This is a genomic window from Saprospiraceae bacterium (assembly GCA_016715965.1).
Lineage (GTDB): Bacteria > Bacteroidota > Bacteroidia > Chitinophagales > Saprospiraceae > Vicinibacter.
In genome coordinates this window covers 493,635-507,500 of sequence record JADJXG010000001.1, presented here as the reverse complement: position 1 = coordinate 507,500, position 13,866 = coordinate 493,635, and the positions used below count along the sequence as shown (strand labels likewise).

Below are 13,866 nucleotides of genomic sequence, written 5' to 3'. Positions count from 1 at the left end.
CACATGGTGTCAATCCAAAAGATTTGGTAGTCGAGGTGAGAAGTGACAATGGTAAGCAATTTACATCCGATATGATACGTCAATTTTTTGTAGACAATGGATTAAATCAGGTCTTTACTAAGCCATACACCCCAGAAGAAAATGGACATATCGAAAGCTTTCATTGCATTATAAACAAAGCGCTGGCAAATGATATGTTCATTGATTTAAAACATCTTGAACAGAGGTTAGAGCGATTTTACATTTGCTATAATAATGATCGAAGTCACAGTGGAACAAAAGGAATACCACCAACAAAATTTTGGACATTATTTGATCTAGGTTATATAGATGTTGTACCTTTGAAGATAAATCAAATAAGGCTTAAGCTAAAAGTAGCTTACCAAGACATACTCACTTTGCCTGATATAAATAAATATCAATATCGGGTAATACAGTTACCTTGAAGGAAGACCTTCGCATTATTATAAATGACCTCGATGGGCATTTATAATAAAAATTGTATCGGTAGGCCTACACAATACATTAATCAACATCGGTACAAAACAGAACCATCAGTCGACCTTCGCAAATGCAAATGTATGGAGCTAATTTATATTATTTTTTAACCTCGTGAAAATTGTCTGATTAATAGGGGGCTGAACCACCAGATTCTGTCTTCATTATGGACATAATTACAAAGTTTTATCGTAATTATGTCTGATTTTCTAGGGGGCTGTGACACGTAATTAACTTTTGTCTCAAATTATTTCAAATGAAAGATCAAGCAATTCCTTATGAAAAATGGCCAGCCTGGGTCAAATTTTTTATAATTCCTTCAGGTTACCGTATCTGGGGCAGAGTGGGTAGTTTTTATCAACCATTTTTATTTTATCTGGCTTTTATAATGATTGGAAGGCCAATGATGATGGTGTTCAAATTAGTTGGTTTTTGTTAATTTGTGGGATTGGTATGTTGATGACTTTTCAATCCTTCGCAGTAAACTGGATTTTGATGAATTCAGACCCCAAGGAAATGAAGGAAGAATCTGTTAAGAACAGAATGTTATGGGGCTTCTTGCAGGTATTATTCATAATAGGAATCGCACTCATTGGAAAATTATTTTATCATTTTAATCTAATATAATAGATGGATGTACTTTATCTTATTTCAATCGCTAGATTTGTTGGACTGATTTTATTTTTAATTGGTAAAATATTTAAGGCAATGTCTTGGGGTAATAATTTGACAAATTCAGGAATTTGGCTAATGGCTATAATCATTCTTATAGAGGCTGGATTGGGTTTTTATGATGGGTTTTTGGGACGGTCGCACCTATAGGCAATAACTTCAATGGTTTTACATTTATTTTGTTACGCATGATGGAATTTACTATAAAGGTTTTGAGTACTTCAATGTTGGATTGGGACATAGTTTTTAAATTGTAATTTAAGAATATCTCTTACAAAATAAAAAGAATGTCAATGTCTGAATATCATTTTTTTGACTTTTGTTCGAAATGAAAAATGTATGAGACTAGTTGTTAATTGGACTTGAATATATGTTATTTTTTATTTGTTAAAAATTGAATTATTATGGAAATTAAGTTATTATTTAATAAGATTTTATTAGGAATCGTTTTTACTTACTTTTGGTCACCTGATTTGTTTTCTCAAGCTGGATATTTGGATCCCAGTTTTGATGGGGATGGAATTTTTGCCGCAAATATTCGAGGATCAAGTGACATTGTTAATGCAGTTGCGATTCAGACCAATGGTAAAATAGTTTTGGCAGGTGGTGTATACGGACAATCCTATGATAATAGTGATATTGCAGTTTGTCGATACAATTTGGATGGATCATTGGATAATGGTTTTGGCTATCAAGGAAAAATCATAGCAGATGTATTTGGAAAGGGAGATGAGGCACATGCAATATCAATACAAAGTAATGGAAAAATATTGTTGGCAGGATATGCAACAAGGAACGATAAAACACTTATTGCATTGGTTCGTTACAATGCCGATGGTTCTAATGATATTTCTTTTGGATTGAATGGCATTGTTACCACCGACTTTGGTCAACCATTATTTACAAAGGTTTATGCTAAGGATATTTCAATACAAAGTGACGGTAAGATTGTTTTGGTATGTAATGGAAATGACCGTTTAACAATTCTTCGTTATAATGTGAATGGTACGCTGGATTCTTCATTTGATGGAGATGGTATCGTACAAACCAACAACCCTTTTGATAAGATTACAGTAGGAGGATTAGAACTTCAGGCTGATGGCAAAATTGTAATTTCAGGATCTGTATTAAATTCAAATATATCTAAAATATTTGTTACTCGGTATAATAGTAATGGTTCTCTAGATACTAACTTCGGAATTAATGGAATCTCTAGGTTCAATTTTGACACTACATCCAATCCTACATTTTCTAGTGAAGGACATTGTCTGGCAATTAACAAGAATGGTGAAATTGTTGTTGCAGGTGTAATAAATAGTATTGGTTCTAATTCTAGTAGAATTGGAGTGGCGCAATTTAATGCAAATGGGTCAATTGATTTAACATTTGGGTCAAATGGGCAAGTAATTTTAGATTCTGGGGAACCTCGATCTTTGGGTATACAATCTGATGGCAAAATACTAATTGGAGCTTATTACAGTTGGTTTGATATGAATCTCATTAAACATTCGTATGTTGGAATTATTAAGTGCAATAGTAATGGAAGCTTGGATTTCGGCTTTGGATCCAATGGAAAAACAGAAGCTGATATCATTAAACGCCCCGCACTGCCAGGGGGTGGATATATTGCCATTCAAGGAGACAATAAGATTATTCTTGCGGTAACGGGCGCTTTTGATGGGGGACCAGATGAAGATATGCTTGTTTCGCGATTCAATCAAAATGGTTTTTTGGATAAGTCATTTGATGCTGATGGTATTGCTGTTGCAAAATTAGCGGTAAGCACTGATCGTGGAATGGATGTAGTTTTGCTTGATAACGGGACTTCCTATGCATTGGGAAAGTCCTCCCTTTCAGATGATGAAATCGCAGTAATGAAATTGAATGTAGATGGCTCATTAAATCAATCTTTTGGTAAAAATGGTAAGATTTCAATCCCAGAGATAGGTATAATTGGAGGTAAAGAAGTTTCTTTTGACATTGAAAAGGATGGCAACTTAGTGGTTGCTACCTCAATATTGTCTGGGAATGTTTACGATCTTGCTACTGTTCGTATACTTCCAGACGGTCAGATTCATAATTTTTTTGGAGTAAAAGGAGGATGGAATATCCCTTTGAATGCGCGCAATGATTTTTCTACTGAAGTTAAGGTAGATAAAAACGATAGGATTGTGGTTGCATGTAGCGGAATCACAGGAAAAGAATTTGTGGTTGTTCGCCTTAAAAAGCAAAATGGTGATTTAGATAATACTTTTGGTGCCTCAGGCAAGGTTATCGTCGACTTTGGAACAGAAAGTTCCTGTAATTCTTTGGCTATTCTTGATAATGGGAAAATTTTATTAGCTGGCAATACTACAGTGAATGGTGTTGAGAAAATTGCACTGGTTCGATTAAATGACAATGGGTCTTACGATAATACATTTGGTACGAATGGCAGGGTAGTTACGAGTATTTCGGGTACTTTAGATGTGATGACGGCCAATGATGTTGCAGTACAAAATGATGGAAAAATTATTGTTGTAGGGCAGGTGACAAGTTTTACTTCTGGAGGATCATATGTGGTATTGAGATATACTAGTTCTGGAGCGGTAGATCAGACTTTTGGCAATAGTGGTTTTGTTAAAATACCTATCACGGATGTTTCCAATTTTCCTACAGATGAGGCAAAGCGTGTGGTATTGCAGAATGATGGTAAGATCATTATTTGTGGAGCCATTGGGACTTCGAGTGAAGATGGTGTTGGAATTGTTCGCTGCAATATTGATGGATCTATTGACAAATCTTTTGGTACAAATGGTTTAGCAATAACTCAAGTGCCAGGATCTTGGGTTGGTCATGAATTGGGAGTCGGCCTTGGTTTGCAAAAAGATGGTAAGATCGTAGTTGTAGGAACTGCTCAGAACGAGCTAGGATTGGATACGCAAAATGGGTTCTCTGTTTATAGATACAATGGTTTAACAACTGGAACTAAAGACCAATTAGAAAGTACAATGGAAGTATACTTTTCACCCAATCCAGTTAGCGGAAAGTCTAGTATAATTTTGAACAGGGAGTTGGCTTCTGCAACAATGTGTATTTCAAATACGCATGGACACATAATTGAAAATTATTTTAATTTAAATGGTAAAATTATTGAATTTGATAAAGGGAAATTAATATCCGGTGTTTATTTTGTGCAATTGATGGAGAATAATAGAATTGTTTGGTTAGGCTCATTTATTGTCGAGTAATCAGATGGCAAACCGTTATAAAATTATATAGCTGGAAGGAATTTATAAAACAAGGAGGTATTGACAATTTTTGAAATATAGAAAAATTGTCACATACTTTGATGAATTTTATTAACATTAACTGTAATAACCTAGACTTGATCTGACAGTTGGCGATAAAAAAGAATAATCCAACGCTTCAACAAAAGTAACAATTGTTCCGAAAAAGTCAAGAGCGAGGCAAGTTCCTTCGGAACTCTTGACATTTACTCCACAATTTAGTTTGTTGACGTTTACGCGTTGAATTACTCTATTCATGATCTTCTTTATTCAAAATGAGTTTCTAACATTTTATCAATTGCAATATTTTTTGACTCGATGTGAGTTTGCATAGGAGTTTTGCCAAAGCAATATTTTCCGGAATGAGGTCTGTCCGAATTATAGTAATGTAGCCAATCCTCCAAGTCAGCCTGTAGCTCTTCAATAGATTTGTATAACTTTTTACGGAAGGTAATGGCATAAAATTCATTTTGAATGGTGCGGTGGAATCTTTCACAGATACCATTAGTCTGTGGGTGTCGTGCTTTGATCTTAGTATGTTCAATATCCTCCAAACTCAGATAAAGTTCGTACTCATGATATTCTCTTTTTCCACAGTATTCCGTGCCACGATCGGTCAGTATCCTGAGTAGCCTGATTTGCTCATGTTCATAAAATGGCAGGACTTTATCGTTTAGCAAATCGGCTGCTACAAGAGCATTTTTACGATCATAGATTTTTGCCAGAACTACCTTAGAGTAAGTGTCAATGTAGGTTTGTTGATAGATACGACCAACGCCTTTGATATTGCCAATATAATAAGTATCCTGAGCTCCCAGATAGCCCGGATGATATGTTTCAATTTCACCTTGAGATTCCAATTTTTCTTTCTTACGCTCCAAGGCTACAACTTGGGCTTCTGTAAGAATTATTCCATCCTGGGCCACTTTGGCTTCCAGGGCCTTTAATCTCTTTTGGAAGGTCTCCAGATCGTGCCTCAACCAAACACAACGAACTCCACAAGGGGATACAAATATTCCTCTCTTAACAAGCTCATTTGCAACCCTTACTTGTCCAAAAGCTGGACTGTCAATAGCCATATCAACAACAGCTTTCTCTACTTCGGGAGCCACTCGATTCTTGACCAGTGGTTTGCTCCTGCTGACTTCGATTAAGGCCATTTCGCCTCCTGTGTCATACATCTCTTTAATCCTGTAAAAACTATCCCTGGAATACCCCATTATTTTACAAGCCTGAGATACGTTTCCCAATTTTTCTGCTAAATGGACTAATCCCAATTTAGTTTTGATTAATTTTGTTTCTAATTTCATTTTCTGACAGTTTAGTGGTTAATTAATTATTTTTGACAACTTAAAATTAATCACTAACTGTCAGATTAAGTCTAAACTATTACACATTAACAAACGATACTTTTGATCCAAATAATGGGGAGTATTACGCTATGCAATAAATTGAATCTATCTAAATTCACATCCAAATGAAATGAAACTTGAGCCAACAGGGATCAGAATTTTTTATGTAATTTTGCAAGCCTTACTAATTTTGGGGATTTCTTTGATTGGGAATCTTTCTCATAGCCTTAAAATATAACTGAAATGGACTTACTTTATTTTCTTTCAATTGTCCGATTTATTGGACTGATTCTTTTTCTTGCCGGCAACCTGCTTAAGACAAAAAGTGTACTGGCCCCCTATAAGTTGTACTAATATTCTACTTATTCAATAACACACTTAGGAAACTCTTTTTTTGTTTTCAGCATTTAATTTTGCTTTAAAAAGGGATCTTAATAAGGATCCCTTTCATGCTTATAAATCCTGCTTGTTTGCTATGGTTTCCTAATCGCTAGCCACGCAGGAAAATTCTTTAAATCGCTATTCCAAGTTTTTTTATATACTTTAATGGACTGGTATACCCTATGCCGGAATGGATTCTTTCCTGATTGTAAAAGTACTCAAATCGATCGAATAAGTGCTTACCTTCCTCAATATTTTTTATTTCATATACCTGACATATCGTTCTATCTATGATGCTGTGATATGCTTCAATGTGACCATTTTGTTGCGGGGTAGCCGGTCTTGTAAACTCTTGGAGTATTCCTTGTGAGGCCAGAAAAGATCTTACTAATTCACTTTCCATTTGACTTCCATTGTCGTTTCTTACAGTAACACACCCTGGCAATCTATAATTGTCAATTATGTAGTTAAATATAGCTCTAACATCTTCTTTTTTAATACTCCATTGTAAGGTCCAGGCCATATTCATTCTAGTCATCACATCAAGAACTGTAAGCAATAAGGCATTCCTTCTCTCACCAGCTATATAAACATACTTAATATCAAATTCGAGATGTTCAAATGGCTGAGAAGGCCTTGGAACAAGGTATTCCACCCATTTTTTACCTGTTTGTTTCCTCTTTATTTTTGGACGCAATATTCCGCTATCCTTCATCAAGTTGTAAACTTTTTTGAAATTGATGACATACATGAATTCATTACGTAAATACCAGGTAACCTTTCTATATCCATAGTCAACAAATTCTTTTTGGAGCAAATTTTCTATTTGTTGCATTACCGTTTCGTTTGTGACATGACTTCCATCCAATCTATAAGTATTTACACTTTTGCCCTTTCCTTTACACCCCTCTTTTCCCTGATAGTAATAACTACTGGGATTAAGGTTTGTGAATTCCAAAACCATATTTACTGGATAATTCAGTTCAATAAATTGACGGGCCACCATGATCTTATCTACTTTCTTTGGTTCGTTTTTTTTAACAGCTCCTCCTTAATTTGAAGATTCAACTCCTTCTCAGCAATAATCTGCTTAAGTCTCTGATTCTCCAATTGAAGCGCTTTAATCTCAGGATCAACTCGCTTATACCTGACTTTCAAACCCTCGACCCCTTCAAGATTGAGCTTCTCCTTCCAACTGTAATATGTGGCATAGTAAATCCCATATTTCCTTATTGTCGGAGTAACACCTTCCTTTTCGGCCTCCTTTAATATGGACAATTTTTCCTCTATCGACCACTTCCTGTATTTTGACATAATCTACAAATTTACTACTTTTAATTTGTAGAATATTATTCCAGTCAATTAGGGGGCTGGAACAAAAGCATTGGCAAAAATTTATTGAATATTGGGATATGGGTAATGGCACTAAGTATACTTATTGAAGCCGGGATGGGGTTTTATGATGGGTTTATTGAAAATCCCATGAAATAGATTTGATTGCAATAATAATTGTAAGTTTGATCTCTTTTTCTTAGTAGTGTTTGCATGTTAAGTTACATATTGTTTTTTATTGCAAGTGAAGTTACATTATTTAGCAATCATGATCTTTTGAGAATAAACCTTTTCGTTCTCATAAAATATTGAGATAATATAAATTCCGGATATTAAATCAGTCAAATCTAATTCAGAATTTAATAAATCTAGTTGAATTCTATTGAAATTGTAAAGAGTTTCTCCAATGGTATTTTGAATTTTGACACAATCTATATTTTTTATTTTATTAATTTTCAAACTCCCAATTATAGGATTTGGAATTATTGCCATTTCTAAATTTTTATCTGAAAATTCTTGGTTACTGCTTATTAATTCACTTAAATTTCTTAAATATACTCCCCAGGATGTACCTGCAAATATAATGTTCTCAATAATTGCCAAAGTATTGACTCCAGGAGCACTTAAGCCTTCTGAAATATCGTTCCAAATATGGCCATTGTCTTTTGATTGAAATATATATCCTGGAAAATCAGTCGAAGCAAAAATTGAATTATCTTTAATCACAATTGAATTAACTTTACTTCCTGACCCAGAATTTATATTGATTGTTTCCCAATTAATGCCATTATCTAGTGATCTAAATATTTTTCCATTTTCAGAACCAGCATATATATTTTGGCCCTCAATAATTAGAGAATAAATACAACAAGCATCGAATATTTTAATACAACTATCACTTTTAATGTTATATTTATAAATACCATGACTTTGGCTTCCTATGAGCAGATCTATATTATTAGTAGATAGAACTGTTGGTCTTGCAAAATTTTTAGGTAAACCCTTACTTACTTTAGTCCACCCTCCAATGCCATTTTTTACTGCTCTATAAATTCCATCATCGGCTAGCGTAATTCTGTCTTCAACAGCTGCAAATATTGTAGAGTCAATAGCAACAATTGACTTAATATATCCTGTTTTTATTCCAATATTTACCCAATTTTGTCCATTATTTTGTGAGCGATATACACCCCCAAAAGTGCCAGCAAAAATTGTCTCTTTATTAGCAGCTAAACAAGACGCCATTTGTGGTATCTCAATACCTGTACCAATCCAGGAATTTCCATTATCCATTGTTCGAAACACGCCACTTTCCTCAGTTCCAACAAAAATATTGGGTCCTAATTGCACAATTGAAAGCGCTGGGATGGAATATAAACCAACATTAGCCCAGTCGCCTCCACTATTAGTAGATTTAAAAATCCCTCCACCTTTCGTACCTGTAAATAACTTGTTATTATTTATTGCAATTGAAGTAATGTTTCCATTGCTAATTCCTTTGTTAATTTCTATCCATGAATTCCCATTATTTATGGATTTATAAATACCGCCACCATAAGTTCCAACATAAATATCTGTACCGCCCACACTTAAAGTGCTAATATCACTATTTGGCAATCCAGAATTTATGGGAACCCAATTATTTCCTTTATCAATAGATCTAAATACACCACCTCCGCCTGTTCCAGCAAATAAAATATTGCTCACTGTTGTAATTGAATTAACATGAAGCTCTGTTAGGCCATTATTTACTTGATTCCAGGTGCTTCCATTATCAGTGGAATGATAAACCCCATTCCCTTTTGTTCCTGCGAAAATTGAATTTCCTGAGTTTGCAAATGAATAAACTATGTTATTATTTAATCCATTATTTTTTTTGGTCCATAGATTACCATTATTTGTGGAATGATAAACTCCATTTTCTGTGCCTACAAATACATTTGATCCAACTACAGAAATTGACCAAATGGTTTTATCTACTAACCCATCATTTATCTCTGTCCAAGTTTCACCATTGTTAATTGATCTAAAAACACCGCCACCATTTGTACCGGCAAAAATTAATGATCCACTTTTAGTTAAAACATTGATTGCTATAAAAGTCAATCCATTATCTATTGGCTCCCAAATTTCACCATCATTAACAGACCGAAATAAACCACCTTGATTCCCAACAAAAATAGTTGTACCATCAAAAATGATACAATCAATATTACCCCCTTGAGGACCTTGTGTGGATTTCCATTGGGCGTATGTATTTAAGTGAGTAAATATTACAAAAATAAAAATTAAGCATTTCATACAATCTAATTGAGCAATTAAGGTAATAATAAATTTTAATATTACAGATAATATTTCTAATAATTATAGTAAATATAACACCTAAATTAATATTGGATGGAAAAATATTTTCTAAATTTGTAATTAAATACATATATATATTATAGACACTTGATTATATATTATAATATTATATTATATTATAATTTTTATAACAAGCAAAAAATTCACAATTCAAAACTCAATCTTGCCATATAAAATCCATCATAGCCCGATACCGAGGGTGAGATGATTTTTTCTTCTTCCAGATTAAATTCCGGATGATTTTCCAAAAAATGCTGCAGCTGGTTTTGGTTTTCAGAGGGCAGAATGCTACAAGTAGCATAGACCAGCTTGCCTCCGGGTTTTAGGATTTTGCAGTATCTGTTTAAAATATCTTTTTGTAACAAGCGAACTTCATCCAAAAATTCCTGACTCAGTTTCCATTTGGCGTCCGGATTTCTGCGTAAAACGCCGAGTCCGCTGCAAGGTACGTCCAGCAACAAGCGATCTGCAGTCCCATGTAATCTTTTGATGGTTTTTTGATCTTCGATGATTTTTGTTTGGATGAGATCAACGCCATTTCGGCTGGCCCTTTTGCGCAATTCATCCAGTTTCCAGGATTCTGTATCTAAACAGATGAGCTGGCCTTTGTTTTTTAAAAGAGCTGCTATGTGAAGCGACTTTCCTCCCGCACCTGAGCAAGCATCCACCACCCGCATTCCCGGCTTTAGTGCAAGAAACGGAGCGACTAATTGTGAGGAAGCATCCTGCAATTCAAACCATCCTTTTTTAAATTCTTCCAGACGAAAAACATTCATTCTTTTTTCAAGAATTAAAGCAGTAGGGTAGAGGGGATCTCGATGACTTTCAATACCTTGTTTTATTAATGCGTCTTGAAGTTGATCAATGCTGCATTTTATAGTATTGACCCGAAGCACCACTTTTGCTTCTTCATTGAGTGCGGCAATTTCCCGATCCCAATTTTCCCCAATTTCTGATGCACACATTTCATCCATCCAATCCGGTATGGATTCTCTGATGGCACGAATATCTTTGGAGCGTTCCCACTGTCGCCGGATCAACGCATGGTCTTCTTCGCTGAGCTGAATCCATTCCGGCAGATCGCCATATTTTTTTTGAAAATAGACCGCAACGATGACGTTGGTATTGTTCGCTTGTCCGGAGACAAATTCGTATAATCGATAATAGCGAAGAATGTCATAAAAAGATTCTGCAACAAAGGCGCGATCTCTGGCTCCCCATTTTTTGTTTTCAAAAAATAATTTTTGAAGTACCTTGTCAGCATAGCTGTTGTGGTACATCACTTGTCGAATGCCGGTGATGACCGCTTCTACCAATATTCTGTGATACTTCATGGTGTTGGATTTATTTTTTCAAAGCCATAACTGCACCAATGGGCATAGGTATTTCCTGGTTCCAGGACAGTGGATGGAAAGTGTGCATGATGGGGGCTGTCCGGAAAATGTTGTGGTTCTAGGCAAACAAAAGAATGCTCGCGATAGATCTGGCCATTTTTTCCATGATCTGTTTTCTTTCCCCAATTGCAGATATACAATTGCAAACCAGGTTGGCTGGTGTGAACTTTCATTTGTATCCCCGAAGCAGAGGAAGACAAGATGGCTGCAAAGGAATGATCTTTCAAAATATAATTATGGTCATATTCAATTGTCTTGATAGTTCCATTTTCTTGTATTCCAATCGATCTTGGTTTTGTAAAATCAAATGGTGTATTTGCGATGGAAATAAATTGACCTGTTGGAATTTTTTCGGAATCGGTTTCAGTGATGGACTCTGAATTTAGCTGAAGTTGGTGTGCCAGTATATCTCCATGTCCCTGTAAATTAAAATAAGAATGGGTGGTGAGATTGACCAACGTGGGTTTGTCCGTTTTGGCCAAATATTGGATATGAAGTGTTGAATTTTTGAGTTCGTAGTTCAGTTCAATATTTAGATTTCCCGGAAAACCCATCTCACCATCCGGACTATGCAGACCCAAGCGTAGATGATCGTCTCCAAACGAACGTACCTGCCAAATTTTTTTGTGAAATCCCAATGAACCTCCATGAAGCATGTGCCTGCCGTGGTTTGCATCCAGATGGTACTTCTTATTATTTAGTGTAAATCTTGCATTGGCTATTCTGTTGGCGAAACGGCCACAGATAGCGCCGTAATACGCCGAACCCGTGAGATATTCGTCGATGGAATCATATCCTGCTACCAGGTCTATCCAATTTCCTTTTTGGCCCTGAAACCAAAGGCTGATGATTTTTGCACCGTAATTGCTGATGAGAACCCGGATCTGATCGTTGTGCAACAAATATGCATGGATCTTGCCTTCAGAAAGCGTTTTTGTGTAATTTTGTAAGTGAATCGGCTCCTCGGTTACCATCAACAAAGGTAAAGCTTTATGCACAAATTAACCCAGACATTGGTTCCCCTCCAATATTTATTCGTTTACACGGTACCGCTGACGACCTTGTTCGCCTTGTATTGGGCCGGTATTTGGGCGTGGAGTACATTGATCTATGTATTTGCCATCATTCCCTTATTGGAACTTTGGATACCCATTCGGAATATTCGACATGAGTATAAGGGCGATGAATGGATATTTGATCTGATGCTCTTGCCATCCGTATTTATTTTACCATGGATCCATTGGCAGACCTTAAATCTATTACAACACAATAATTACCATTGGACCGACGTGTCCGGTATGGTTATAGCAGTTGGACTATGCAATGGTATTTTAGGCATCAATGTAGCCCATGAGATGGGACATCGAAAATCGGCGATTTTTAAATTTTTTGCGCATTTACTTTTGTGTTGTTCGAGCTATTTGCATTTTTTTATTGAACACAATTTCGGCCACCATAAAAAAGTATCGACGCCAGAAGATCCTGCCAGTGCGAGATACAATGAAAATTTGTATGCTTTTTGGTGGAGAAGCATCACGCAATCTTATGTAAGTGCATTTAAAATCGGACAGCAGTTTGTCAGAGACAGTTGGATCTTTGTAAATCCAATATTGATTTATCTGTTTGTGCAAGTCAGTGTTTATGTATTCATTTATTTTTATTTTTCACTGGAAGGACTTTTGTTTTTTTTGGGAAGTTCTATCATAGGAATTTTACTGCTGGAGACGGTCAATTATATTGAACATTATGGATTGAGTCGCGGCAAAGAATCATCCGATCGATATGAAAGAGTGGCAGAAGAACATTCCTGGGATTCGGATCATTTGTTGGGGAGATTGGCTCTATTTGAATTGACGAGACATTCGGACCATCACATGGATTCTACCAGGCATTTTTCCAATTTAAACATTCGTTCGAAATCACCCAAGATGCCCGTGGGTTATCCAGGAAGTATGCTCACCGCTTTGATTCCACCACTATGGTTTAAGACCAGAAATCACTTGATCGACCGGGAATGAAAGAGCAAAAATTATTTAAAATTGGATTGAAAATATTTTTAATAAAAGTAAATATTTTCATCTTTTGTCTATTGATGATTTTAAACAGCTGCCCTCTTTTTTCAAGAGAACTTGCAGCTTTTATTATTCTTGATTTAGTCAGAAATGAAAAATTTGAATCCAAGAGAAAAAATCTGCAAACCTCCAATGCTTATACAATCCTATATTTTAAATGTGGTAAAACAAGTTTAAGTAAATCTGCAAGAAAAGATTTGGAAGAACTCCTTCAAACCTTGCAAAAATTTCCAGAGACCATGGTGAGCATTGAAGGGCATGCGGACAGCAAAGGAGATTCTATGAAGAATCAAATACTATCAGAAAAGCGGGCACAAGTTTGCAGGGATTTTCTACTTTCAAATAACATTTCAGTCGAGCGAGTCATGTCCAGAGGATTTGGATCCTCAAAACCAATTGCAGACAATGCAACCGCAGCCGGACGAAAGTTAAACCGCCGGACAGAGTTTTATTTGATATCGAGGTAAGCTGATCCTATTTAATTATTACAAACGTATATTGGAGCTCCAAAATATCATTGCAACAAGGGAAA

At 35.6% G+C, this 13,866-nt stretch carries 12 protein-coding genes (1 of these 12 cut by a window edge); 5 read left to right on the top strand and 7 right to left on the bottom strand.

The window, feature by feature from the left end:
• From IPM48_01885 to IPM48_01875, 3 genes are all read left to right on the top strand, one after another.
• On the top strand, positions 1-446 hold the 3' portion of the coding sequence (locus tag IPM48_01885; protein MBK9270323.1) for a transposase. 214 nt of this gene lie to the left of the window's left edge; only the last 446 of its 660 coding nucleotides appear in the window; its start codon lies beyond the left edge, outside the window; it ends in the stop codon at positions 444-446.
• Positions 447-754: 308 nt separating this feature from the next.
• Positions 755-937, top strand: coding sequence for a hypothetical protein (locus IPM48_01880; GenBank protein ID MBK9270322.1), 183 nt, complete (start codon positions 755-757; stop codon positions 935-937).
• A 637-nt stretch (positions 938-1,574) separates the two neighbouring features.
• On the top strand, positions 1,575-4,400 hold the full coding sequence (locus IPM48_01875; protein ID MBK9270321.1) for a hypothetical protein: 2,826 nt from the start codon (positions 1,575-1,577) through the stop codon (positions 4,398-4,400).
• 117 nt (positions 4,401-4,517) lie between these two features.
• On the opposite strand, the gene IPM48_01870 is transcribed toward IPM48_01875, so the two are convergent.
• The 7 genes from IPM48_01870 to IPM48_01840 all read right to left on the bottom strand — a co-directional run bounded on the left by IPM48_01870 (position 4,518) and on the right by IPM48_01840 (position 12,260).
• Positions 4,518-4,697 (bottom strand): hypothetical protein, encoded by a 180-nt coding sequence (locus IPM48_01870; GenBank protein ID MBK9270320.1) that lies wholly within the window; start codon positions 4,695-4,697, stop codon positions 4,518-4,520.
• 8 nt (positions 4,698-4,705) lie between these two features.
• A complete protein-coding gene (locus IPM48_01865; protein ID MBK9270319.1) occupies positions 4,706-5,749 on the bottom strand; it encodes an IS481 family transposase in 1,044 nt (347 codons plus the stop codon).
• 553 nt (positions 5,750-6,302) lie between these two features.
• On the bottom strand, positions 6,303-7,136 hold the full coding sequence (locus IPM48_01860) for a DDE-type integrase/transposase/recombinase (protein ID MBK9270318.1): 834 nt from the start codon (positions 7,134-7,136) through the stop codon (positions 6,303-6,305).
• Between the two features lie 50 nt (positions 7,137-7,186).
• Complete coding sequence (locus IPM48_01855) at positions 7,187-7,486, bottom strand: transposase (protein ID MBK9270317.1); 300 nt, start codon at positions 7,484-7,486, stop codon at positions 7,187-7,189.
• A 273-nt stretch (positions 7,487-7,759) separates the two neighbouring features.
• Positions 7,760-9,805 carry a hypothetical protein gene (locus IPM48_01850; GenBank protein MBK9270316.1) on the bottom strand — a complete coding sequence of 682 codons (2,046 nt, stop codon included), beginning with the start codon at positions 9,803-9,805 and terminating at the stop codon, positions 7,760-7,762.
• A gap of 206 nt (positions 9,806-10,011) precedes the next feature.
• The gene (locus IPM48_01845; GenBank protein ID MBK9270315.1) at positions 10,012-11,202 is read right to left on the bottom strand and encodes an RsmB/NOP family class I SAM-dependent RNA methyltransferase; all 1,191 of its coding nucleotides are present in this window, start codon (positions 11,200-11,202) and stop codon (positions 10,012-10,014) included.
• Complete coding sequence (locus IPM48_01840; GenBank protein ID MBK9270314.1) at positions 11,199-12,260, bottom strand: galactose mutarotase; 1,062 nt, start codon at positions 12,258-12,260, stop codon at positions 11,199-11,201. Before IPM48_01840 ends, IPM48_01845 begins: the two co-directional genes overlap by 4 nt.
• Here IPM48_01840 and IPM48_01835 point away from each other — a divergent pair.
• Together IPM48_01835 and IPM48_01830 are read left to right on the top strand one after the other, a co-directional pair.
• Entirely contained in the window at positions 12,255-13,280 is a 1,026-nt protein-coding gene (locus tag IPM48_01835; protein ID MBK9270313.1) for an alkane 1-monooxygenase, read from the top strand. The genes IPM48_01840 and IPM48_01835 overlap by 6 nt on opposite strands.
• Positions 13,277-13,801, top strand: a complete 525-nt coding sequence (locus tag IPM48_01830; protein MBK9270312.1) for an OmpA family protein — start codon at positions 13,277-13,279, stop codon at positions 13,799-13,801. The genes IPM48_01835 and IPM48_01830 overlap by 4 nt, the downstream gene beginning before the upstream one ends.
• Positions 13,802-13,866 lie beyond the last annotated feature (65 nt).

Coding starts and splice junctions, on each gene's coding strand:
- IPM48_01880 (MBK9270322.1), top strand. CDS start 755: ATGAAAGATCAAGCAATTCCTTATGAAAAATGGCCAGCCTGGGTCAAA.
- IPM48_01875 (MBK9270321.1), top strand. CDS start 1,575: ATGGAAATTAAGTTATTATTTAATAAGATTTTATTAGGAATCGTTTTT.
- IPM48_01870 (MBK9270320.1), bottom strand. CDS start 4,697: ATGAATAGAGTAATTCAACGCGTAAACGTCAACAAACTAAATTGTGGA.
- IPM48_01865 (MBK9270319.1), bottom strand. CDS start 5,749: ATGAAATTAGAAACAAAATTAATCAAAACTAAATTGGGATTAGTCCAT.
- IPM48_01860 (MBK9270318.1), bottom strand. CDS start 7,136: ATGGTTTTGGAATTCACAAACCTTAATCCCAGTAGTTATTACTATCAG.
- IPM48_01855 (MBK9270317.1), bottom strand. CDS start 7,486: ATGTCAAAATACAGGAAGTGGTCGATAGAGGAAAAATTGTCCATATTA.
- IPM48_01850 (MBK9270316.1), bottom strand. CDS start 9,805: ATGAAATGCTTAATTTTTATTTTTGTAATATTTACTCACTTAAATACA.
- IPM48_01845 (MBK9270315.1), bottom strand. CDS start 11,202: ATGAAGTATCACAGAATATTGGTAGAAGCGGTCATCACCGGCATTCGA.
- IPM48_01835 (MBK9270313.1), top strand. CDS start 12,255: ATGCACAAATTAACCCAGACATTGGTTCCCCTCCAATATTTATTCGTT.
- IPM48_01830 (MBK9270312.1), top strand. CDS start 13,277: ATGAAAGAGCAAAAATTATTTAAAATTGGATTGAAAATATTTTTAATA.